The 19,177-nt window shown below is 68.7% G+C and carries 24 protein-coding genes, 1 tRNA gene and 1 pseudogene; 20 read left to right on the top strand and 6 right to left on the bottom strand.

All coding sequences use genetic code 11. The features are described 5' to 3' along the window. The first annotated feature begins 2 nt into the window (after positions 1–2). Positions 3–479, top strand: coding sequence for a MarR family winged helix-turn-helix transcriptional regulator (locus tag DFJ67_RS07385; protein WP_239097030.1), 477 nt, complete (start codon positions 3–5; stop codon positions 477–479). Here DFJ67_RS07385 and DFJ67_RS07380 read toward each other — a convergent pair. Continuing rightward, positions 472–813 (bottom strand): DUF488 domain-containing protein, encoded by a 342-nt coding sequence (locus tag DFJ67_RS07380; RefSeq protein ID WP_116067194.1) that lies wholly within the window; start codon positions 811–813, stop codon positions 472–474. The genes DFJ67_RS07385 and DFJ67_RS07380 overlap by 8 nt on opposite strands. 422 nt (positions 814–1,235) lie before the next feature. On the opposite strand from DFJ67_RS07380, the gene DFJ67_RS07375 reads away from it, so the two are divergent. After that, positions 1,236–2,573, top strand: a complete 1,338-nt coding sequence (locus DFJ67_RS07375; RefSeq protein WP_116067193.1) for a hypothetical protein — start codon at positions 1,236–1,238, stop codon at positions 2,571–2,573. Between the two features lie 61 nt (positions 2,574–2,634). Here the strand turns inward: DFJ67_RS07375 and DFJ67_RS07370 are convergent, their stop codons facing one another. Both DFJ67_RS07370 and DFJ67_RS07365 read right to left on the bottom strand, forming a co-directional pair. After that, positions 2,635–3,150, bottom strand: a complete 516-nt coding sequence (locus DFJ67_RS07370; RefSeq protein ID WP_203783269.1) for a hypothetical protein — start codon at positions 3,148–3,150, stop codon at positions 2,635–2,637. Positions 3,151–3,186: 36 nt separating this feature from the next. Then, positions 3,187–3,594 (bottom strand): MerR family transcriptional regulator, encoded by a 408-nt coding sequence (locus DFJ67_RS07365; RefSeq protein ID WP_116067192.1) that lies wholly within the window; start codon positions 3,592–3,594, stop codon positions 3,187–3,189. A gap of 55 nt (positions 3,595–3,649) precedes the next feature. Here DFJ67_RS07365 and DFJ67_RS07360 point away from each other — a divergent pair, with 55 nt between their 5' ends. The 9 genes from DFJ67_RS07360 (at position 3,650) to DFJ67_RS07320 (ending at position 10,364) form a co-directional block, all read left to right on the top strand. Continuing rightward, positions 3,650–4,342, top strand: coding sequence for an SDR family oxidoreductase (locus tag DFJ67_RS07360; protein ID WP_116067191.1), 693 nt, complete (start codon positions 3,650–3,652; stop codon positions 4,340–4,342). 119 nt (positions 4,343–4,461) lie between these two features. Further along, positions 4,462–6,492, top strand: coding sequence for a phosphocholine-specific phospholipase C (locus tag DFJ67_RS07355; RefSeq protein WP_116067190.1), 2,031 nt, complete (start codon positions 4,462–4,464; stop codon positions 6,490–6,492). Between the two features lie 103 nt (positions 6,493–6,595). Then, positions 6,596–6,991: a YbaB/EbfC family DNA-binding protein gene (locus DFJ67_RS07350; RefSeq protein WP_116067189.1), complete on the top strand. Its 396-nt coding sequence runs from the start codon at positions 6,596–6,598 to the stop codon at positions 6,989–6,991. A gap of 6 nt (positions 6,992–6,997) precedes the next feature. After that, positions 6,998–7,327: a WXG100 family type VII secretion target gene (locus tag DFJ67_RS07345; protein WP_203783268.1), complete on the top strand. Its 330-nt coding sequence runs from the start codon at positions 6,998–7,000 to the stop codon at positions 7,325–7,327. Positions 7,328–7,330: 3 nt separating this feature from the next. Beyond that, entirely contained in the window at positions 7,331–7,825 is a 495-nt protein-coding gene (locus DFJ67_RS07340) for a WXG100-like domain-containing protein (RefSeq protein WP_116067188.1), read from the top strand. Further along, on the top strand, positions 7,818–8,315 hold the full coding sequence (locus DFJ67_RS07335; RefSeq protein WP_116067187.1) for a hypothetical protein: 498 nt from the start codon (positions 7,818–7,820) through the stop codon (positions 8,313–8,315). The genes DFJ67_RS07340 and DFJ67_RS07335 overlap by 8 nt, the downstream gene beginning before the upstream one ends. Positions 8,316–8,325: 10 nt before the next feature. Next, the gene (locus tag DFJ67_RS07330; RefSeq protein WP_116067186.1) at positions 8,326–8,805 is read left to right on the top strand and encodes a hypothetical protein; all 480 of its coding nucleotides are present in this window, start codon (positions 8,326–8,328) and stop codon (positions 8,803–8,805) included. Positions 8,806–8,850: 45 nt separating this feature from the next. Then, positions 8,851–10,209: a calcium:cation antiporter family protein gene (locus tag DFJ67_RS07325; RefSeq protein WP_203783267.1), complete on the top strand. Its 1,359-nt coding sequence runs from the start codon at positions 8,851–8,853 to the stop codon at positions 10,207–10,209. A 79-nt stretch (positions 10,210–10,288) separates the two neighbouring features. After that, positions 10,289–10,364, top strand: a tRNA-Arg gene (locus DFJ67_RS07320). Between the two features lies 1 nt (position 10,365). On the opposite strand, the pseudogene DFJ67_RS07315 reads toward DFJ67_RS07320, so the two are convergent. Continuing rightward, positions 10,366–11,004 (bottom strand): annotated as a pseudogene (locus tag DFJ67_RS07315) (class I SAM-dependent methyltransferase); the annotation flags it as partial. A gap of 102 nt (positions 11,005–11,106) precedes the next feature. On the opposite strand from DFJ67_RS07315, the gene DFJ67_RS07310 reads away from it, so the two are divergent. The 9 genes from DFJ67_RS07310 to DFJ67_RS07270 all read left to right on the top strand — a co-directional run bounded on the left by DFJ67_RS07310 (position 11,107) and on the right by DFJ67_RS07270 (position 16,844). After that, positions 11,107–11,763, top strand: coding sequence for a hypothetical protein (locus DFJ67_RS07310; protein ID WP_116067185.1), 657 nt, complete (start codon positions 11,107–11,109; stop codon positions 11,761–11,763). Beyond that, complete coding sequence (locus tag DFJ67_RS07305) at positions 11,760–12,296, top strand: RNA polymerase sigma factor (RefSeq protein WP_203783265.1); 537 nt, start codon at positions 11,760–11,762, stop codon at positions 12,294–12,296. Before DFJ67_RS07310 ends, DFJ67_RS07305 begins: the two co-directional genes overlap by 4 nt. A gap of 20 nt (positions 12,297–12,316) precedes the next feature. Continuing rightward, positions 12,317–12,760 (top strand): hypothetical protein, encoded by a 444-nt coding sequence (locus DFJ67_RS07300; protein ID WP_116067184.1) that lies wholly within the window; start codon positions 12,317–12,319, stop codon positions 12,758–12,760. 76 nt (positions 12,761–12,836) lie between these two features. Further along, positions 12,837–13,274 carry an SRPBCC domain-containing protein gene (locus DFJ67_RS07295; protein ID WP_116067183.1) on the top strand — a complete coding sequence of 146 codons (438 nt, stop codon included), beginning with the start codon at positions 12,837–12,839 and terminating at the stop codon, positions 13,272–13,274. Beyond that, positions 13,261–13,590: an ArsR/SmtB family transcription factor gene (locus DFJ67_RS07290; protein WP_116067182.1), complete on the top strand. Its 330-nt coding sequence runs from the start codon at positions 13,261–13,263 to the stop codon at positions 13,588–13,590. Before DFJ67_RS07295 ends, DFJ67_RS07290 begins: the two co-directional genes overlap by 14 nt. Before the next feature lie 23 nt (positions 13,591–13,613). Continuing rightward, positions 13,614–14,354: a DUF899 family protein gene (locus DFJ67_RS07285; RefSeq protein ID WP_116067181.1), complete on the top strand. Its 741-nt coding sequence runs from the start codon at positions 13,614–13,616 to the stop codon at positions 14,352–14,354. A gap of 49 nt (positions 14,355–14,403) precedes the next feature. Then, complete coding sequence (locus DFJ67_RS42555) at positions 14,404–14,931, top strand: hypothetical protein (protein ID WP_170215757.1); 528 nt, start codon at positions 14,404–14,406, stop codon at positions 14,929–14,931. Between the two features lie 89 nt (positions 14,932–15,020). Beyond that, the gene (locus tag DFJ67_RS07275; protein ID WP_116067180.1) at positions 15,021–15,887 is read left to right on the top strand and encodes an aldo/keto reductase; all 867 of its coding nucleotides are present in this window, start codon (positions 15,021–15,023) and stop codon (positions 15,885–15,887) included. A 108-nt stretch (positions 15,888–15,995) separates the two neighbouring features. Next, positions 15,996–16,844 carry an aldo/keto reductase gene (locus DFJ67_RS07270; protein ID WP_116067179.1) on the top strand — a complete coding sequence of 283 codons (849 nt, stop codon included), beginning with the start codon at positions 15,996–15,998 and terminating at the stop codon, positions 16,842–16,844. A gap of 76 nt (positions 16,845–16,920) precedes the next feature. On the opposite strand, the gene DFJ67_RS07265 is transcribed toward DFJ67_RS07270, so the two are convergent. Together DFJ67_RS07265 and DFJ67_RS07260 are read right to left on the bottom strand one after the other, a co-directional pair. Next, positions 16,921–18,513: an MDR family MFS transporter gene (locus tag DFJ67_RS07265; protein ID WP_116067178.1), complete on the bottom strand. Its 1,593-nt coding sequence runs from the start codon at positions 18,511–18,513 to the stop codon at positions 16,921–16,923. Next, on the bottom strand, positions 18,513–19,127 hold the full coding sequence (locus DFJ67_RS07260) for a TetR/AcrR family transcriptional regulator (RefSeq protein ID WP_116067177.1): 615 nt from the start codon (positions 19,125–19,127) through the stop codon (positions 18,513–18,515). The genes DFJ67_RS07265 and DFJ67_RS07260 overlap by 1 nt, the downstream gene beginning before the upstream one ends. Positions 19,128–19,177 lie beyond the last annotated feature (50 nt).

Below are 19,177 nucleotides of genomic sequence, written 5' to 3'. Positions count from 1 at the left end.
TCGTGCTGACGCCGGCCCGCGAGCAGGCCGCCGTGGAAGCGTTGATGGTCGCCAGCCGTGCGTTCGTCGGCTTGGCCGCCCGCTCGCTGGCCGACCTCGACGCCGACGTCACGCTGCCGCAGTTTCGCACGCTGGTCGTGTTGGCCAGTCGCGGCCCGCAACGCTCGGTCGACATCTCCAACGAACTCGGCGTCGCGCCATCGACCGGCCAACGGATGTGCGACCGCTTGGTCCGCAAAGGACTCGTCGACCGGTCCCGGTCGGCCAGCGACCGCCGGGTGGTCAAGGTGCGGTTGAGCGCCGCCGGTCGCGACCTGGTGGAGAAGGTCCTCAACCGCCGGCGGGTCGAACTGTCGCGGATCGTGGCCGCCACGCCCGATCTGTGGCAACCGCTGGTCACCGAGGCCCTGGCCGCGTTCGCCGCCGCGACCGGCGAGGTGCCGGAGCAGGAGTGGTGGCTCGGCTATTCGGCTAGTTGAGCAGTTTCGCGAGCACGGCAGCGTGGCTGTGGTCGACGTCGCGGGTCGCGGTGAGCACCGTCAACTCACCGTCGCGGCGGATCGCCTTGAGCCGGTCGAGCGAATCGTTGTGTTTGAGTTCGGCGAGATAACGCCGGCGGAACTCGTCGAATTTGTCGGGCTCGTGGCCATACCAGGTGCGTAGCTCGGTGGACGGCGCGACGTCTTTGAGCCATTCGTCGAAGTGCGCGGCGTCTTTGCGTAGGCCGCGCGGCCAGATCCGGTCGACCAGCACGCGGGTGCCGTCGGCTGGGGACGGGTCTTCATACACGCGACGTAGTCGTACACCTGCCATGCGAAACAATTGTACGAGCGTCCTGCGGTACGTTCGGCGACTTCCGCACACACGCAGTAAGCGCAAGACTGCACGGAATGACCTATCCGCCTCCCCAGCCCGACCCGTTCCCGGCAGCCCCACGTTCGACCAGCGTGGCGGCCGCCCTTTAGACCAGCGTGGGCGCCCTGGCCAGACGCCCACCCGGACTTCTTCTCTCCGAATAGGACACTGACCGGCGAGCGGTATGCGTTCTGTCGTCGACGGTCTATCCCCGGGTCGCGATTTGGGCCATGCCAGCCTGGCGCGATTGAGCCGTTCGGCTGATGATCAACACGGTTCGGCCAATAGGTCACCCTCGGGCCTTGCACTAAAGGTCGAGAGGTGCTGTTGTATCGATGTCCCTCCCCAACTCCCACGTCCCAAATCACACGGGGTGATTTATGCGCGCTTTGCGCACAGTTCTCGCCGGCACGGCAGCCGCCGCGCTCGCTGTCGCCGGTTCCGTCTACGTCTTGGCGTCGCCCGCTTCCGCGGCAGCGGCACCGGTCGGCGCCGTCGGCACCTACTCGCCGGTCGCGCCGAAGCGGATCCTCGACACCCGCAGCGGCCTGGGCGCACCCAAGAAGATCGTCGGCCCGGGCGGCATCGTCCACCTTCAGGTTGCCGGCCGCGGCGGTGTGCCCGCGACGGGCGTCTCGGCCGTCGTCCTCAACCTGACGGTCACCGGCACCCTGGGCAACGGTTACCTGACCGCCTACCCCGATGGCGTCACGCGGCCGACCGCGTCGTCCATCAACTTCGCCAAGGGTGCGACGCGGGCCAACTCGGTCACCGTCGCGGTCGGCGCCAACGGTTTCGTCAACATCTACCAGAACAGCGTTGGCTCGCACATCATCGCTGACGTGGCCGGCTACTACAGCGGCGACGAAGCGGCACCGGTCGGCAGCACCTACTCGCCGGAGTCGCCGTTCCGAGTCGACGACACGCGCTGGGACGGGTTGCCCCCGGTCGCCGGTGGCGACTGGATCCGCTACGCGATCACCTACGGCGTGCCGGAGCTTGACTCGGCCGTCACCGCGATCGCGATGAACATCACCGCGGTCAACCCGGCCAACGGTGGCTACATCACCACCTGGAACGGCGTCGGCAGCCCGCCGGCGGGCGTCTCCGCCGTCAACTTCGGCAAGGGTGGCATCACGCCCAACAGCGCGACCGTGCCGACCTCCATCTGCGACTTCTGCAGCGGCGGCACCGGCGTCGAGCCGATGTTCGGCGTCTACACCAACACCACCACCCACTGGCTCGTCGACGTGTTCGGCGTCTACTTCAACGACTCGGTCGAGGGTCTGAAGTTCCGCCCGATCACGCCGCAGCGGATCCTCGACACCCGTCCGGGTTCGCCGATGACCTCAGGTGTGCGCGCTGTCGACGTGTCGTCGGCGGTCACGCCCGAGACCTACGCGCTGTCGCTCAACGTCACGGCCGTCGCGCCGTCGACCAACACCTACCTCACGGTCTACCCCGACGACGGCGACCCTCGCCCGACGGTCAGCACGCTCAACCCCAGCAAGGGGCAGACTGTTGCCAACGGCACCATCGCCGGCGTGGGTGACACCAACCAGTTCCTGATCTACAACAACGCCGGGACCCTCGACGTCGTCGCCGACATGGGCGGCCTCTTCGAATACTTCCCGAGCGCCGAGCCGACCGCCCGCGCAGTCGTGGGCAAGTCGGCCATCAACCTGCAGGGCCGGGTCGCAGCTAAGACCCGCAACTGACGGTCTGATCCACGAGAGCTCCGCCCGGGTTCGCCCGGGCGGAGCTTTTCGTTTGTCCGCGTCAGCGGCGGCGGGTGAGGCCGCGGTCGCGGGCCAGGCGGCTCAGGATCGGGCGGATGCTCAGCCCCGTGCCGCCCAGGGCGACCACCCCGATCCCGAGATCGACCGAGACCCGGCCTTCGCTGGCCCAGTAGACGTCCTTGAGGTCGAGCAGCAGCGCGAACTCGTCGACGATCAGCGCCAGCCCGGATCCATAGGTCCACCCCGTCAGTGGCTTGCCCCGGGACCGCTCGGTGCCGGCGACCGCGGTCGCGCCGACGGCGCTGACCAGGCCGATGCCCCACATGTAGTGGTGGAGGTGGACGCCGCCGACGGTGATGTTGTGGAAGCGGGTGCCGCCGCGGCGGATGCCGTAGGTGATCGCGCGGACCGCGGCGAACGTCACCGTGAAGCCGAGCCAGGACCAGAGCACCGAGCGCTCGCGGAGCCCGAGTTCCTCCAGGTAGGCCCGGCGCAGCTCGGCGGGCGTGGGCACGGCGGCCTTCGACGTGGGTGCGTCGGGGGAGCCGTCGGTCATGCGCCCAACGTACCCTTAAATGGGATTTTTTCGGGTTTAATCGCTAGAAGCTGAGCCCGCCCACAACCCCGCGGCCGTCCCCTCGGCCAGGCGCTTCTCGTAGACCCGCACCTTGTAGCTGATCAGGCTCAACGCCGCCGAGAGCGAGGCGATCTGGTCGGCGATCCGCTCCTCGTGCTCGCGCAACAGCGCCAGGCGGGTGGTCTCGTTGCCGGGGCCCTCGCGGATCAGCTCGGCATAGCGGCGGATCGCCTCGAGCGGCATGTCGGACTCGCGCAGCCGGGCGCAGAGCGCGACCCATTCGACATCGTCGTCGGAGTAGACCCGCCGGCCGCTCGCGTTGCGGTTGATCGGCTCGGCGAACAGGCCCTCCCGCTCGTAGAACCGCAACGCGTGCACGCTGAGCCCCGTGCGGGCCGCGACCTCGCTGATCGTGTACGCCATGCCCAGCACCCTATCGACTTGAGCTAGAGGACGCTCTAGCTCATAGCCTCCCGCCATGACCGTCACCTTGATCACCGGAGGGTCGAGCGGCATCGGCGCCGCCACCGCCCGGCAGTTGCTCGCCCTCGGCCACCAGGTCGCCGTCACCGGCCGGCGGGCCGAGCGGCTCGACCGGTTCAGCGCTGACCACCCCGAGGCGCTCGCCCTGGTCTCCGACAGCGGCGTGCCCGCCGACGTGCAGGCCGCCGTCGACGCCACCGTCGCCAAGTTCGGCCGGCTCGACAACATCGTGGCCAACGCCGGCTACGCCACCCACGACGGGCTCGACGACGGCGACCCCGAGGGTTGGCGCGACATGGTGCTGACCAACGTGCTCGGCCCGGCGCTGCTGATCCGGGCCGCGTTGCCACACCTCGCGGCGGCCAAGGGCCGGATCGTGCTGGTCGGCAGCGTGGCCGGGCTGGTGAACACGCCCGGCAACTTCTACGGCGCGACGAAGTGGGCGGTGACCGGGCTGGCCGGGAACACCCGGCAGCTGGTCGGCGAGTTGGGCATCGGGGTCACGCTCGTCTCGCCCGGCGGCACATTGACCGACTTCTTCGACCCCGCCGGCGGTCCGCCCGCGGACCGGCCCGGCGGCTATCTGACCGCCGACCAGCTCGGCGCCACCATCGTCTGGGCGCTGTCGCAGCCCGAGGGCGTCGACATCAGCACGCTGACCGTGCGCCGGATCGGCTCGATCTATTAGGGAAGCGCCGGCTCAACCGAATTGTCACCGCCGCCGCCCGACGGTCACCTGGCGTCCACTTTGCGCGGATAACTTCCCCACGCCAACATCCAGCCAGCACCCTCGGGGAGGGCGGAGCTATGGGCGCACTCGATCGCCGCACATTCCTCAAAATGGTGGGCGCGCCAGCGGTGGGCGCGGCCCTCCCGGCGGGCCTCGACAAGGCTCTCGCGATTCCGGCCAACAACCGGCACGGCTCGATCGCCGACGTCGAGCACGTCATTTTCCTGATGCAGGAAAACCGATCCTTCGACCATTACTTCGGTACGTTGCGCGGCGTGCGCGGTTTCGCCGACCCGCATCCGGTCACCCTGCCGAGCGGAAAGAGCGTATTCCACCAGCCCAATGGCAACGGTGAACTGTTGCCGTTCCGGCCGCAGGTGCCTGACCTCGGCCAGACGTTCCTGCCCGATCCGCCGCACGGTTGGAACGACGGGCACGCGGCCTGGAACGAGGGTCGCCACGACCAGTGGGTGCCCAACAAGGGCGTCACCGCGATGACCTATCACACCCGCGCGGACCTGCCCTATCAGTTCGCACTCGCCGACGCGTTCACCGTTTGCGACAACTACCACTGCTCGCTGCTCGGCCCGACCGATCCCAACCGCTATCACATGTGGTCGGGCTGGGTCGGCAACGACGGCAAGGCCGGCGGGCCGGTCATCACCAACGCGGAGGCCGGCTATGACTGGTCGACCTACCCGGAACGGTTGGAGCGCAACGGAATCTCCTGGAAGATCTACCAGGACGTCGGCCTCGGGCTGACCGCGGAAGGCTTCTGGGGCTGGACCAGCGACCCCTACATCGGCAACTACGGCGACAACTCGCTGCTCTATTTCCACCAGTACCAGAACGCCAAGCCGGGCACCCCGCTCGCCGAGAGGGCCAAGCGCGGCACCGAGGTCAACAAGGTCGGCCGCGACCCGTTGAAGCTGCTGGCCGACCTGCGCTCCGATGTGGAGCACAACCGGCTGCCCAAGGTGTCGTGGATCGTCGCGCCGGAGGCCTTCACCGAACACCCGAACTGGGAGCCCGGCTTCGGCGCCTGGTATGTCTCCCAGGTGATCGACATCCTCGCCTCCAACCCCGAGGTGTGGAGCAAGATGGCCCTCTTCATCACCTACGACGAGGAGGGTGGCTTCTTCGACCACATGCCGCCGCCCACGCCGGGGTTGTCGACCGTGTCGACGGTCAACGAGATCTTCGCCGGCGACGCACACAACCGGCCCGGCCCCTACGGCCTCGGCATGCGCGTCCCGATGATCATCGTGTCGCCGTGGACCCGCGGCGGCTGGGTCAACTCGGAGCTCTTCGACCACACCTCGCTGATCCGGTTCATGGAGGCCCGCTTCGCCGGCCACAACCGCGACCTGGTCGAATCCAACATCACCCCGTGGCGCCGGGCCGTGGCGGGCGACCTGACCTCGGCGTTCGACTTCAAGACGCCCAACCGGTCGACCTCGGTCAAGCTGCCCGACACCGACGACTTCAAGCCCGACAACCTGGTGCGTTTCCCCGACCAGGTGCCGGTGCCGCCGGCCGACCAGGCCGTGCCGCGCCAGGAGAAGGGCGTCAAGCCGGCCCGCGCGTTGCCGTACACCCTGGAAGTTTCCGCTCTGCCCAACGGTCTTGAATTTCGCAACCACGGCAAGGCAACCGCGGTTTTCCAGGTACGCGAGGCGGGGAGCACGACCGCGCCGCGGTCCTACACCGTGGAGCCCGGCAAGCGCCTCGCCGACACCTGGGCGACGGGCGCGGACCTCACCGTGTACGGGCCGAACGGCTTCTTCCGCCGCTTCACCGGCAATGCCGGGCTGTCGGTCTCGACGTCTTATGACGAGCGGGATCTCGCGCTCGAGCTGACGTTCGTCAACACGGGCCGCAACCGACTGTCGATCACGGTCCGCGACGGTTACCGGGGCCGCCCGGTGACGCTCTCACTGCGGCCCGGCGAGAAGGAGCGTCGTGAGTGGTCGCTCAAGCACAACCACGGCTGGTATGACCTGTCCGTGTCGGTCGCCGGCAACGCGCTGTTCGAGCAGCGCCTCGCGGGTCACCTGGAGAACGGCGAGGACAGCTTCACCGATCCGGCCATGGGTGGCCTGGTCTGATCTTTTGTTGACTGGGCGGGGACGCACGTCGGTCCCTGCCCAATGTCTTGTTTGGGCAGTTCTCCGTCGCTAGCATCGGACATCGATGTCGGTGGGGGTGGCAATGACCTCGGGGGATTTCGACCAGGCGCTGAGTGCCGCGCGCCAGGCCTTGCAAGACGCGATAGCGGGTGCGGCGCCGGCCGCCGGTCCGTCGTCGGGCGTCGGGGCTGACGGCCTGATCCAGGTGACCGCGGAGGGCCAGCGGCTCACCTCGGTGACGGTCGACCCGCGCGCCATGCGGTTGCCGGCGGAAGAGTTCGGCGCCGAGTTGCTGTCGGCCGTCAACGCGGCGCTGGCTTCGGGAGATCCGGCTCCGGTGCCCGAGGCCGCCGCCCTGCCCGACCCGGCCGCACTGTCGCGGCAGCTCGAGGAGCTGCAAAACCAGAGCCTGCGCCAGATGGCGCGTTACACCCAGTCGATCAGTGAGGTCATGGCAGCGCTCAAACAACGGGGGTAGGCGCGGATGGAGGGTTTCCAGGTCAACACCGACTCGCTGCGCACCGGCGCGACGGGTCTCGACGACGTGGTCGACCGCTTCGCGGACACGCTGGAGCAGTTCGAGGCGACCATCAACGCGTTCGGCCAGCCCTGGGGCGCCGACGACGTCGGCTCGATCATCGGCGAGCTCTACCTGGGCATCCACGACCTGGCGATGACCTGCTTCGAAAGCAACGGCGAGCTGCTCGGCGAGTTCGCACACGGCCTGCACACGATGGCCGACAACTTCGAGGCGGCGGAAAACGAGGTCACCGACAGCCTGCTGCGGTTGCAGAACCTGCTCGGCGGTGGCTGAGCCGTGGGCCTCCAACTTCCCGGCGAGCTGGTCTCGCTGCTCGGCATGCTCGGCTACAGCTGGCCGGAGGCCGACGAAGAGAAGCTGTTCGAGATGGCCCAGCACTGGCTCGACCTGAGCGGCACGGTCAGCGCGATCAGCGCCGAGGCCCAGGGTCACGGTTCGTCGGTGGTGGCGGCCAACGCCGGCGAGGCGATCGCCGCTTTCCAGGCCCGCTGGTCGGGCCAGGACGCCCCGATCACCAACCTGACCGACGGCGCGACGGCAGCACAGGGCGTCGGCCTGGGCCTGATGGTCGCGGCGGGGGTGGTGCTCGCCCTGAAGATCAATGTGATCATCCAGCTCGTCACGCTGGCGATCCAGATCGCCCAGGCGATCGCCACGGCGGTGGTCACCTTCGGCGCGTCGCTCCTCGAGATACCGATCTTCAAGATGATCACTTCGCTGATCCTGGATCAGCTTCTCGGTTTCGCGATGCAGGCGCTGCTCAATGGTTAAAGGCCGGCTCCGACGACTCAAGCGCCAGGGGCGGGGCGGTTTCGCGCGAGGCGTCTTCGGCCCGATCGGCGACCTGCTGCGGCCGGGGCAGAGCCTGCACAACCTCGGGTTGCCCGGCAACCGGCTGCGCCATCCGGGCGCGACCCCCTTCCCGGCACGGTCTTTGCGCGGCCGATCGATCCGATCCTTGCGCCGCGACCGCCCGGCCAACTGGCGCGAGGTGCCGACACGAGACAACGAAGGGTTCATCTGGCTCGACGAAAACGGCGTCGAGCGGTTGCGGTTCATGCGCCCGACGGGCGAGAACCCGGCCAACAGCCAGTGGTCCCGCCAGGCCAACGGCTACCTGCGCTGGCAGTCATCGCAGTCGACGCCCGGGATGGCCGACGAAGGTAAGCTCTTCCTCGATGTTGACGGCAACGTCGTCGGTCGCAACGACCCGGGTTTCGCGGAGTCGACGCACATCATCTACGAGGGCCCGTGGCCATAGGGAGGACCCGGTGGAGCTGATGCGCGACCCTCGGGAGGCGCTCAACAACATCATGGAGGCGATCCTTTTCACCTACCGCTACGACGCCGCGCGGCGGGCCTTCCTGCTGATCACCGATTACCCGTTCAAGTCACCTGGCAGCGTTCGCGAGTTCGCCGCGTTCACGTTCGAAGACGCTGATTTTCAGCGCGTCTCCGGCGACTACGAGGCCTACCAGGGGCATCAGGACAGCTTCCAGGCGAAGGGTCCGGGAGCTTTCGTCATCCAGAGCGTCCGGCAGAAGACCGACGCGGGCCGTGACCAACTCGACCTGTGGTTCGGCCCCAACTTCGGCGGGATCCTGGTCACCTACGGCGCACTGCGCGGCTACACGCGGGGCTCGACGGCAGAGAAGGTCGGCCCAGCAGACTGGGTCTACCGCGACTCGAAGACCAACCAGCCGTTCGACTTCGACTACCCGTTCCCGTCGCTGGCATCCCCACCGGCATAACCGAGAAGTTCGAGTTCGCGTACCCGGTCAACTAGGGTCCTGATCGTGTCTATCGGTTCCGGGCGGAGGCCGCCTGCGCTCGGCCTGGTGGCCCTGCTCGCGACCGTGCCCGGCGTGGCGGTCTCCCTCGGCGGCCTGCACCTCATGCCGCCGGTCGCGGCGCTCCTGTTCGGCATCTCGATCGTCGGCGCCGCGTTTCTGCTCGCCTGGGCGGCCGAGGCAGCGCAGCTAGACGTCTCCGCCGGCCTGGCGGTCGCGGTGCTCGCCCTGATCGCGGTGCTGCCGGAGTATGCGGTCGACTTCGTCTTCACCGCCCGCGGCGGCGAGGCGGTGGCGGCGCACGGACCATCGTGTCGCGCGCCGGGCGAGGAGACCTCGGCCTGCTCGCTGGCGCTGGCCAACATGACCGGCGCCAACCGGATCCTGGTCGGCGTCGGCTGGGCATTGGTCGTGCTGATCGCGTGGCGCCGCATGCGCCGCCGCGGCGTGTCACAGGCCCGGGCGAACAGCGTCGCACTGAACCGGGCCGACGCGGTGCCGATCGTGTTCCTGGCCCTGGCCTCGGTCTACTGCCTGGTGCTGCCGTTCAAGCGGACCCTGTCCCTGGCCGACACGGTGGTGCTGCTGGCCATCTTCGTCGCCTACAGCTGGCGGATCTCCCGTGCGCCGGCCGGCGAGCCGGACCTGATCGGCCCGTCGGCGTGGATCGGCAGCCTCGACAAGCGCGTGCGCCGCACGGTCGTGATCGGCCTGTTCGTGGCCGCGGCCGCGGTCATCCTGTTAACGGCGGAACATTTCGCGCAGTCGCTCGTGGACACCGGGGCGGATCTCGGCATCAACGAGTTCCTCCTGGTGCAGTGGCTGGCGCCGCTCGCGTCGGAGGCGCCGGAGTTGCTGGTGGCCGGCCTCTACGCGTGGCGGCTACACACGAGCGAGGCGCTGGGCGCGCTGGTCTCGTCGAAGGTCAACCAGTGGACGCTGCTGGTCGGCACCCTGCCGATCGTCTTCGCCGCGTCGAGCGGTGGGTGGTCGGGCCTGCCGATCGAGTCGGCGCAGCGGGACGAGTTGCTGCTGACGGCGTCGCAGTCGCTGCTCGCGGTCTCGTTGTTGGTGGGGTTGTCCCTCTCGGTGCGGGCGGCGCTCCTGCTGACCGGGTTGTTCTTCCTTCAGTTCGCCCTGTCGGCGGCGGTCCCGTCATCGTGGCGGGGACGCGAGCTGATCGCGCTTTCGGTGGTCTACCTGGTGCTCGCCGCGGTCGTCCTGTTCCGGCGCCGGCGGTTGATCCTGCCGATTGTGCGGGACGGGCTGTTCACGCCCTACCGCTCACTGGGCGACGACATGTGCTGCACAACGGCGGCGGGCAAGCTCCGTCTGCGGGAGCGGGTGCTGATCCGCTCCGAGTAGGCCCTGGTAACCAGGGTGAATTCCGTGCGCCCGCCTGCCAACCTGGAGCAACGCCCAAGTCGGTACACTCTTCACTCGCGCCCTCGTAGCTCAGGGGATAGAGCATCGGTTTCCTAAACCGTGTGTCGCAGGTTCGAATCCTGCCGGGGGCACCACCTTGCGGAGCAGCAGGTAACCCTGAGGACAGGACTCCCCCTTCGCGGGCGGGCGACCGCCCTGGAACACCACGCCGAAGCCGGCGCCGGTAGCCAGGTCTGCCATTTCCCGGGTGGACAGCCAGTAGGAGTCGAACTCCACCCCGAGGCCGGTGGACCAGCCGCTGCGTCGGTGCTGGCCGTCGCCGTCCTTGAACGCTGTCACCAGGTAGCCGCCCGGGTGGACGACTCGCGCCAGTTCTGCGAACGCCTTCGATCGGTCAGCCGGTGCCAGGAAGATCAGCGAGTACCAGCACACGAGGCCAGCCAGCGACGCATCCGGGAACGGAAGGTCGCGCAGGTCGGCCACCTCGAACGGGAACGCCGGATGGTCGCGGCGGGCAACCTCGATCATGCCAGGAGACAGGTCGACGCCACGCGGGGAAAGGCCGCGCGAGGCCAGGTACGGTTCCAGGTGTCCGGTCCCGCACCCGACGTCGGCCACCTCGGTGCCCAGGCCCGCGGCCAGCGTCAGTTCGCTGAAGAGGTCGAGCACCGCCCGCTCGACCGGCATCGATTCCATGGCGCCGACCAGGCGCTGCGCATACCAACCGGCGAGCACGTCGTGCGCGTCGCGAAGCTCTTCGGTTTGGGCATCCACGGCCGGAGACTCTAGCGGGCCGAATCGGGGCTGCGGCAGCCTGTCACGGGCGGGGTCATGGCGGACATCTCTTGTCTGACGACGACGTGAGAGGGAGCCACGATGGCAATCCTGGACAGTGACCCGTTGGACGATCTGGTGCGGCACGCGGCGCCGCCGGTGCGGTTGGGTGCGGACGGTGAACTCGGCGACGTGCTGGGCACTTTGGCTACCGAGGTGATCCAGGCGCGGCCGGCCAGGGCACCGCTGGGCGCGGTGTCCCGGGGTTGGCGTCGGGTGTGGGCCATACCGGTGGCCGCGGGTCTGGTGCTGGCGACTGCGGCCGCCGGCTTCGCGGTCTGGCACAACTCCGCTTCACCCGAAGCCGCCCGGGCGCTCGACGACTACACCGCTCAGCTTCGGCTGCCTCCCGGCACGGACCGCGCCGCCTATCTGGCCCAGGTGCGCGCGCAGGGCGTGGCGCGGCCCGTTGAGATCTCCGACCTCAGCGTGCAGAGCATGGTCAGCCACTACGGGGTGTGCACCTGGCTGGTGGCCTGGGAGGCCCGGCACGCTGCCGGCGACGCCGCCGCCGAGGCCGAGGCGGTCACCGCACTGCGGCTGGCGATCGCCGCGCCGGCGATCCGGGCCACCGACGGCGGCGGGGTGGTGGCCAATCTCGAACAGGTCGCCGCGGCCGCGGCCGCCGGTGACCAGGCGCGCGTCGCCGTCGAGCTCGACAACAACTGTGCCGGCCTGCCCCTGGACGGCATCCGGTGACCGCATGGGTGCCTCCGGCGGAAGCCCGCTTCACCGAGTTGATGAACGAGCACGGGCGGGCCGTGCTGGGCTATCTCGCCCGGCGCACCGAGCCCCAGCACGCCAGTGCCGACCTGATGGCCGACGTCTTCGTCGTGGTCTGGCGGCGCCTCGACGACGTGCCCACCGATCCTGCCCAGGCCCGGGCGTGGCTGATCGGGATCGCGCGCGGTGTCCTGACCAACCACCGCCGCGGCAACTCGCGGCGCGATCAGCTCGCCAACCGGCTGCGCCAGCACCTGCGGACTCAGCCGGTCGCGGTTCCTGACGACACGACCTCGGCGGTGCGCGCGGCCCTCGATCGGCTCAGTGCTGACGATCGGGAACTGCTCACCCTCATCGCCTGGGAGGATCTGACTCCGGCCCAGGCCGCCGCCGCCCTCGGGCTTTCCGCCGCCGCGACGCGCAAACGTCTTGAGCGCGCTCGCGCCCGGTTGAGGGCCGTTCTCGATTCGGCGGCACCGGTCCGAGCAGGCACGACGTCAACCGGATAGGCACGCCGAGGAGGAAGCCGATGCGTAACGCGGCTATGGAGCAGTTGGACGTTCTGGTCGGGTCGTGGCGCACGACGCTGCGGAACGCGTGGTTCCTGGAGCCGGCCGACCGGGAGGTGGGGGGCTCCGCGACCGTGGAGTGGCTCGGCGACGCGTTCGTGGTCTTCCGCTGGACGATGACGGGCGATGTCGGCAAGGCCACGAGCGAGATGGTCCTGGTGCTCGGGCGCAGCGACGCTCAAGACGCCTACACCGCGCTCTACCACGATGAACGCGGGGTTTGCCGGGTATTCGCCATGGCGTTCGACGGCTCGCACTGGAGCCTGAGTCGCGAAGATCCCGACATGTTCCAGCGGTTCATCGCCGACATAGGCCCCGACCGCATCGCGGGTCGCTGGGAGGCGTCCGACGATCAAGGGTTGACCTGGCGCAAGGACTTCGACCTCATCTTCGACCGGTCGTAGGCGACGCCGGGGTTGACGCAACCGTCCGGTTGCCATAGGTTTATGGCAACCGGTTGGTTGCGATGAGGAGGTGGGCATGACATTCCCGGATCGGATCGAGCGCACGCTTCAATTGGCCCATCCACCCGAGCGTGTGTGGGCGGCCCTCACCACCGCGGAGGGGCTGGGCACCTGGTTCGGGCACCGCGCCGAGGTCGATCTGCGCGTCGGCGGCCAGGCCAGGCTCGAGTGGGACAGCGGTGACGTCAAGGTGCTCACCATCGAGCGTCTCGAACCTCCGCGCGTCTTCGCCTACACGTGGTCGATCTACGGTCTTCCCGACGACGACCCGCGACGCACCTATGTGGAATTCACGCTCGACGCCACCGACGGCGGCACCACGCTGACCGTGGTCGAGACCGGGTTCGGGCAACTGCCAGACGAACAACAGCACGATGTGGCCTACACCGGCAACACCCGCGGCTGGGCCAACGAACTGGGCGAGCTGGTCGAATACCTCGATGGACAAGCCTGACCCGGAAGCGGTGGCCGAGGAAGTGTTCGCCGCCCTGGCCGATCCGACGCGGCGGAGCATCCTCGCCACCCTGGCCAGGAACGGGCCCGCCACCGCGACCGATCTGGCCGCCTGGTTGCCGATCACCCGGCAGGCCATCGCGAAACATCTCAACCTGCTGGCCGAGGCCCGGCTGGTCGTGGCCGAGCCAGGGGAGCGGCGCCGGGTGCGCTACCGGCTGGACTCCGCATCCATGAAGGTCGCCCAGCAATACCTGGCCGCGCTGGCCCGCGACTGGGACGGTCCGCTGGCCGCCCTGCGCGACCACCTCGGCTGAACCCGAGCAATTGGAGGCGAATCATGAACGACCACACACCCAGCCCCGCCCTTCCTCCGGTGGTCGACCGGAAGAGCTGGCAGGAGGCACGGGAAGCACTGTTCGCCCGGGAGAAGGCGCACACCCGCGAGGGAGACGCGATCGCGGCGGCGCGGCGGCGGCTGCCGATGGTGGAGGTCGACGCCAGCATCGAGGTCATCGGTCCCGACGGGCCGGTCACGATCCTCGACGTCTTCGAAGGCCGCAAGCAGCTCATCGCCTACTTCCACGCGTGGTGGCCCGGTCGGACCGCCGCGGAGCAATGCGAGGGCTGCACGTTCTTCAACAGCCAGGTTCGCGAGTTGGCCTACATCCATTCCCGCGACGCCACCTACGCCGTGCTGTGTAAGGGTCCTTATCAGGAAAGCATCCGCTATCGGGACTTCCTGGGCCTGGAAATGCCGTGGTATTCGGCCGAGCTGACCGCGCCGCAACTCCTGGAAGGTCGCGACTGGCAGCGGCACCACCTGGTCTGCTACGTCCGTGACGGCGATCGGGTCTTCGAGACCTACTACACCGGCGGTCGCGGCGTCGAGATCATGTCGCCCACACACGGGCTGCTGGACATGACCGTCTACGGGCGCCAAGAGGGGTGGGAGGACTCTCCGGACGGTTGGCCACAGCCGTGGGGAGACGCGACGAACCCACAGGTCTGGCGTACGAATGGTCGTCCGATCGCCCAGTGGTCGCGCATCGAGGCCGGCCGCTCCGACCAGCTGAGCTGAGGAGCGATATCCGGTTGAGCGCGACGATCGGCGGGATCACTCTGTAGGCATGCGGGTGACCTTCGAGCGACCACCCGACCACGTGTGGGCTTCGATCCTGATCGAGCGTGACGACAAAGTGGTCTACCGGATGAGCGCCGGTCCCATTACCGGCGAGCTACCGCACGACCTCGTGCACTTCACGGTCGAAGACGCGATGCGCCTGCCGGATGGCATCTGGGGCGCGATAGCGGGCGGCGTGGTCTTCAAGAGCATGGCCCATCAGTCCGGCCGCCGCCCGCCGCATGCGGCCGACAAGTCAGCGGCATTGATCCGGGCCTATCGCGACCGGATCCAGCGCGCCGAGTTGTTGGGTGGGTTCGTCGAGGCGGCGGCCGCCAAACCGCGCGCCGACCTGGCCAAGCTGACCGCGCAATGGTTCGCGACCCGGCCAGCCGACGCACCGCCGGCCGACCTCGTGCGGGCCGCGATCGCCGCACTCCACGCCGCCGAAGACCGGTGGCGCACGGTTCCGGTCGGCGGCACCGTGGCGCTGGAATGGCCGGCGCACCGCAGCCTCCGCCTCGCGCGGCGCTGAGCAACGGACAAATCGCCCATATGTCCCTTGCGGGGAGGCGGGGCTAGGCTCCGAAGGGAGGTCGCTCACGAGGGATTGGGGTGCGTGACATGGCCAACGCCAGCGCTGCGGGGACGATTGACGTCGGCGGAGACCTTACGGTCAACCGGTTCGGGTTCGGAGCCATGCGGATCACCGGGCCGGGCATCTGGGGGCCGCCGACCAACCGAGAAGACGCCATCGCGGTCCTGCGTCGGGCCGTCGAGAACGAGATCAACTTTATCGACACGGCCGACTCCTACGGGCCCAACGTGAGTGAAGAGCTGATCGCGGAGGCGCTCTATCCCTACCCGGACGATCTGGTCATCACCACCAAAGCCGGTCTGGTCCGCACTGGTCCCGACGACGGCGAGCCCGACGGGTTCTGGCCCAAAGACGGGCGGCCGGAGCACATCATCGAGGCGTGCGAGGGGTCGCTTCGGCGGCTGAGGCTCGACCAGATCCCGCTCTTCCAGTTTCACAAGCCCGACCCGAAGGTGCCGTTCGAAGACTCGATGGGCGCCGTCGTGCAGCTCAAGGAGCAGGGCAAGATCGTGCATGTCGGTGTGTCCAATGTGACCGAAGAGGAAATCCGGGTCGCGCAGCGGATGGTGCCGATTGTCTCGGTCCAGAACCGTTACAACCTCAACGATCGCCGGCCGGAGTCGATTGTGGACCTGTGCGAGCAGGAGCAGATGGTGTTCCTGCCCTGGGAGCCGATGACCGGAGCCGCCGAGAACCCGACCGTACGCGAGATCGCCGAGCGGCACGACGCCGAACCGCGCCAGGTGATGCTGGCCTGGATGCTCGGGCGGTCGCCGTCGATTCTGCCCATCGCGGGTACGAGTGACCCAGCACACCTTGACGACAACCTCGGCGCGCTCGATCTGGAACTTACGCACGCCGAGATCGCGGCCATCCAGAAGACGGGTGGCTGATCAGAAAAGCGGGACTGGGAGCCACGCCCGGAGCGGAGCTAGGCTCCAGTTCGGTAGGGGGTAGGCGTGTCGCGCCTGCCTCCGACATCGGATTGGAGTGTCTGCACCATGCCCAACGCCAGCTCCGCGGGGACGATCGACGTCGGCGGGGATCTCACCGTCAACCGGTTCGGTTACGGCGCCATGCGCATCACCGGGCCGGGCATCTGGGGTCCGCCGGCCGACAAGGGCGAAGCCATCGCCGTGCTGCGCCGGGTCGTCGACGCCGGCATCAACTTCATCGACACCGCGGACTCCTACGGCCCCGACGTGAGCGAGGAGCTGATCGCCGAGGCGCTCTACCCGTACCCGGAAGATCTGGTCATCGCCACCAAAGGTGGCCTGCTCCGGCCCGGGCCCAACATGGCCTGGCCGGCCGACGGGCGCCCCGAGCACCTGGTCGAGGTCGCCGAGGGCTCGCTTCGCCGGCTGAAGCTCGACGAGATTCCCCTCTACCAGTTTCACCGGCCCGACCCGAAGGTGCCGTTCGAAGACTCGCTCGGCGCGATCGTCGAGCTGAAGAACCAGGGCAAGATCCGGCATATCGGTCTGTCCAACGTAGACGAAGAGCAGATCCGGATCGCGCAGCGGATGACGCCGATCGTGTCGATCCAGAACCGCTACAACGTCGACGACCGGGCCTCCGAGACCATCGTCGACCTGTGCGAGCAGGAGTCGATGGTGTTCCTGCCGTGGGCGCCGATCCAGGACCTCGACAAGAACCCGACCATCCACGAGATCGCCGAGCGGCACTCCGCCTCGGCCCGCCAGGTGGTGCTCGCCTGGCTGCTCGGGCGGTCGCCGGCGATGCTGCCCATTCCGGGTACGGGTGACCTCGCCCACCTGGAAGACAACCTGGCCGCACTCGACCTGAAGCTCTCCCAGGCCGAGATCGCGAGCCTGACCCGCACGTCCTGATCCTGGTCGAGCGCATGCGAGGGTAGACCGCGAGAGACCCCCCGCCACGAAGGCAGGGGGTCTCTCGACGTATCGGTCAGTGGATGGCCGGCGCCTCCTGGGCCCGGCGCTCGTCACCGCTCAGCGTCGACAGCGGCTTCTCCTTGATGAAGACGACCGCCAGCACCGCGAGGAACGCGATCGGGGCACCGATCAGGAACAGGTCCGCGGTGGCGTTGCCGTAGACGTCTTCGACGATCCGGCGCACCGGCTCGGGCAGGTCGGCCAGGTTGGGGACAGCCGCACTGCCGGAGCCGCCGCCCGCCGGTGCGCCGAGGCGCTCGGTCAGGCCGCTGGTCACCTTGCTGGCCAGCACGGCGCCCAGAGCGCTGACGCCGATCGCGCCGCCCATGCTCCGGAAGAACGTCAGCACCGACGTGGCGGCGCCGAGTTCCGCGGCCGGCACGTCGTTTTGCGCGGCCAGCACCAGGTTCTGCATCAGCATGCCGACGCCGATGCCGAGCACCGCCATGTAGACCGAGATCAGCACGACGCTGGTGGTGGCGCCGATCGTGCCGAGCAGCAGCATGCCGACCGTCATGATCAGCGCGCCGGCCACCAGGTAGGCCTTCCACCGGCCGTGCTTGGTGATCAGCTGGCCGGCCACCGTCGACGAGACCAGCAGGCCGAAGATCAGCGGCAGGCTCATCAGGCCGGCGACGGTTGGCGACTTGCCGAGCGAGACCTGGAAGTATTGGGCCAGGAAGACCGTGCCGCCGAACATCGCGACGCCGACCAGGATCGACGCGACGGTGGTCAGGGAGACGGTGCGGTTGCGGAAGATGCCGAGCGGGATGATCGGCTCCGCGGCGCGCGACTCGACCAGCACGGCCAGCGCCAGGATCACGATGCCGCCCGCGACCAGCGCCGCCGTCTGCCACGACGCCCAGGCAAACTTGCTGCCAGCCAGGGTCGACCAGATCAGCAGGGTGGAGATGCCCGCGATGATCAGGAAAGCGCCGAGCCAGTCGATCGTGACCTTCCGGCGGGCGACCGGGAGGTGCAGGGTGCGCTGGAGCAGGTAGATCGACAGCAGGGTGAACGGCACGCCGAACAGGAAGCACCAGCGCCAGCCGAGCCAGCTCGTGTCGACCAGCACGCCGCCGATCAGTGGGCCGGCGATCGTGCCGACGCCGAACACGGCGCCGAAGATTCCGGAGTAGCGGCCCAGCTCGCGCGGCGGGATCATCGCCGCCATCACGATCATCGCGAGGGCGGTCATGCCGCCGGCGCCCACGCCCTGCACGACCCGGCTGACGATCAGGATCTCGACGTTGGGCGTGAAGCCGGCGATCAGCGAGCCGGCGACGAACAGGCACAGGGAGAGCTGGATCAGCAGCTTGCGGCTGTAGAGGTCGGCCATCTTGCCCCACAGCGGCACGGTGGCGGTCATCGCGAGCAGCTCGGTGGTGACGATCCAGGTGTAGACGGACTGGCTGCCATGCAGGTCGGCGATGATCCGCGGCAGCGCGTTGCCGACGATCGTCGAGGCGAGAATCGACACGAACAGGCCGACCATCAGGCCGGACAGCGCGGACAGCACCTCACGGCGCGACATCCGGGCGGGTGCGGCGTCAGGATCCAGCGGCTCGGCCGCGGTCGGGTCGGGCGAGGTGGTGACGTCGGTCATCAACTGTCCTTTGTGGTGGGGGGTGTGAGGCCGCTGGCCACGACGTCGAACGCCTCGTCGGCCAGCGTGGCGAGGGTGGCGGGGTGGTCTTCGGTGGCCCAGCGCATCAGCGCGACCCGGAACGCGGCGCCCACGACGGCGGCGGCCACGGCGGGGAAGGGGTGGTCAGCGGGCAGGTCGAGCCGGTCGGCGATCGCGGCGGCGACCGCCATCTCGGACTCGACACCGGTGGCCAGCAGCCGGGGGAGCAACTGCGGGTTGTCGTGGATCACCCGTAGACGCAGGCTGATCGTCTCGCGGTGGTCTTCCATCTGGAGGATGACCGGCACGAACGCCAGCCGCAGCGCCTCGACCAGGCTGGTGCCGGCAGGCAGCGCGCGAAACATCTCGAGCGTCTGGGCGATGTCGGAGTCGCCGCCGATCAGTGCCTCGTCCTTGCTGGCGAAGTAGTTGAAGAACGTGCGCGACGAGACGTCGCACGCCTCGCTGATCTGCTCCACCGTGACGTGCTCGAGCCCGTTGGCGGCCACGAGCCGCAGCGCCGCGGCGGAAAGCGCGGCGCGGGTCTCCAGCTTCTTGCGGTCGCGGCGGCCGAGCGCGGGGGAAGTGGTCACGCGCAGACCGTACCCGATGATCTTGCAGAACGCGAAACTTTTTAGAATGT

It is taken from the genome of Asanoa ferruginea, assembly GCF_003387075.1.
GTDB classification, from domain to species: Bacteria; Actinomycetota; Actinomycetes; order Mycobacteriales; family Micromonosporaceae; genus Asanoa; species Asanoa ferruginea.
Note: the sequence above shows the minus strand (reverse complement) of the source record. Positions and strands in the feature narration are given on the sequence as shown.

Excerpts from the sequence above, each read along its gene's own strand:
- DFJ67_RS07310 (WP_116067185.1), top strand. The coding sequence starts at position 11,107 with ATGGCAATCCTGGACAGTGACCCGTTGGACGATCTGGTGCGGCACGCG.
- DFJ67_RS07370 (WP_203783269.1), bottom strand. The coding sequence starts at position 3,150 with ATGACCGACGGCTCCCCCGACGCACCCACGTCGAAGGCCGCCGTGCCC.
- DFJ67_RS07275 (WP_116067180.1), top strand. The coding sequence starts at position 15,021 with ATGGCCAACGCCAGCGCTGCGGGGACGATTGACGTCGGCGGAGACCTT.
- DFJ67_RS07355 (WP_116067190.1), top strand. The coding sequence starts at position 4,462 with ATGGGCGCACTCGATCGCCGCACATTCCTCAAAATGGTGGGCGCGCCA.
- DFJ67_RS07365 (WP_116067192.1), bottom strand. The coding sequence starts at position 3,594 with ATGGCGTACACGATCAGCGAGGTCGCGGCCCGCACGGGGCTCAGCGTG.
- DFJ67_RS07360 (WP_116067191.1), top strand. The coding sequence starts at position 3,650 with ATGACCGTCACCTTGATCACCGGAGGGTCGAGCGGCATCGGCGCCGCC.
- DFJ67_RS07335 (WP_116067187.1), top strand. The coding sequence starts at position 7,818 with ATGGTTAAAGGCCGGCTCCGACGACTCAAGCGCCAGGGGCGGGGCGGT.
- DFJ67_RS07300 (WP_116067184.1), top strand. The coding sequence starts at position 12,317 with ATGCGTAACGCGGCTATGGAGCAGTTGGACGTTCTGGTCGGGTCGTGG.
- DFJ67_RS07380 (WP_116067194.1), bottom strand. The coding sequence starts at position 813 with ATGGCAGGTGTACGACTACGTCGCGTGTATGAAGACCCGTCCCCAGCC.
- DFJ67_RS07265 (WP_116067178.1), bottom strand. The coding sequence starts at position 18,513 with ATGACCGACGTCACCACCTCGCCCGACCCGACCGCGGCCGAGCCGCTG.
- DFJ67_RS07375 (WP_116067193.1), top strand. The coding sequence starts at position 1,236 with ATGCGCGCTTTGCGCACAGTTCTCGCCGGCACGGCAGCCGCCGCGCTC.
- DFJ67_RS07295 (WP_116067183.1), top strand. The coding sequence starts at position 12,837 with ATGACATTCCCGGATCGGATCGAGCGCACGCTTCAATTGGCCCATCCA.
- DFJ67_RS42555 (WP_170215757.1), top strand. The coding sequence starts at position 14,404 with ATGCGGGTGACCTTCGAGCGACCACCCGACCACGTGTGGGCTTCGATC.
- DFJ67_RS07345 (WP_203783268.1), top strand. The coding sequence starts at position 6,998 with ATGGAGGGTTTCCAGGTCAACACCGACTCGCTGCGCACCGGCGCGACG.
- DFJ67_RS07350 (WP_116067189.1), top strand. The coding sequence starts at position 6,596 with ATGACCTCGGGGGATTTCGACCAGGCGCTGAGTGCCGCGCGCCAGGCC.
- DFJ67_RS07270 (WP_116067179.1), top strand. The coding sequence starts at position 15,996 with ATGCCCAACGCCAGCTCCGCGGGGACGATCGACGTCGGCGGGGATCTC.
- DFJ67_RS07290 (WP_116067182.1), top strand. The coding sequence starts at position 13,261 with ATGGACAAGCCTGACCCGGAAGCGGTGGCCGAGGAAGTGTTCGCCGCC.
- DFJ67_RS07285 (WP_116067181.1), top strand. The coding sequence starts at position 13,614 with ATGAACGACCACACACCCAGCCCCGCCCTTCCTCCGGTGGTCGACCGG.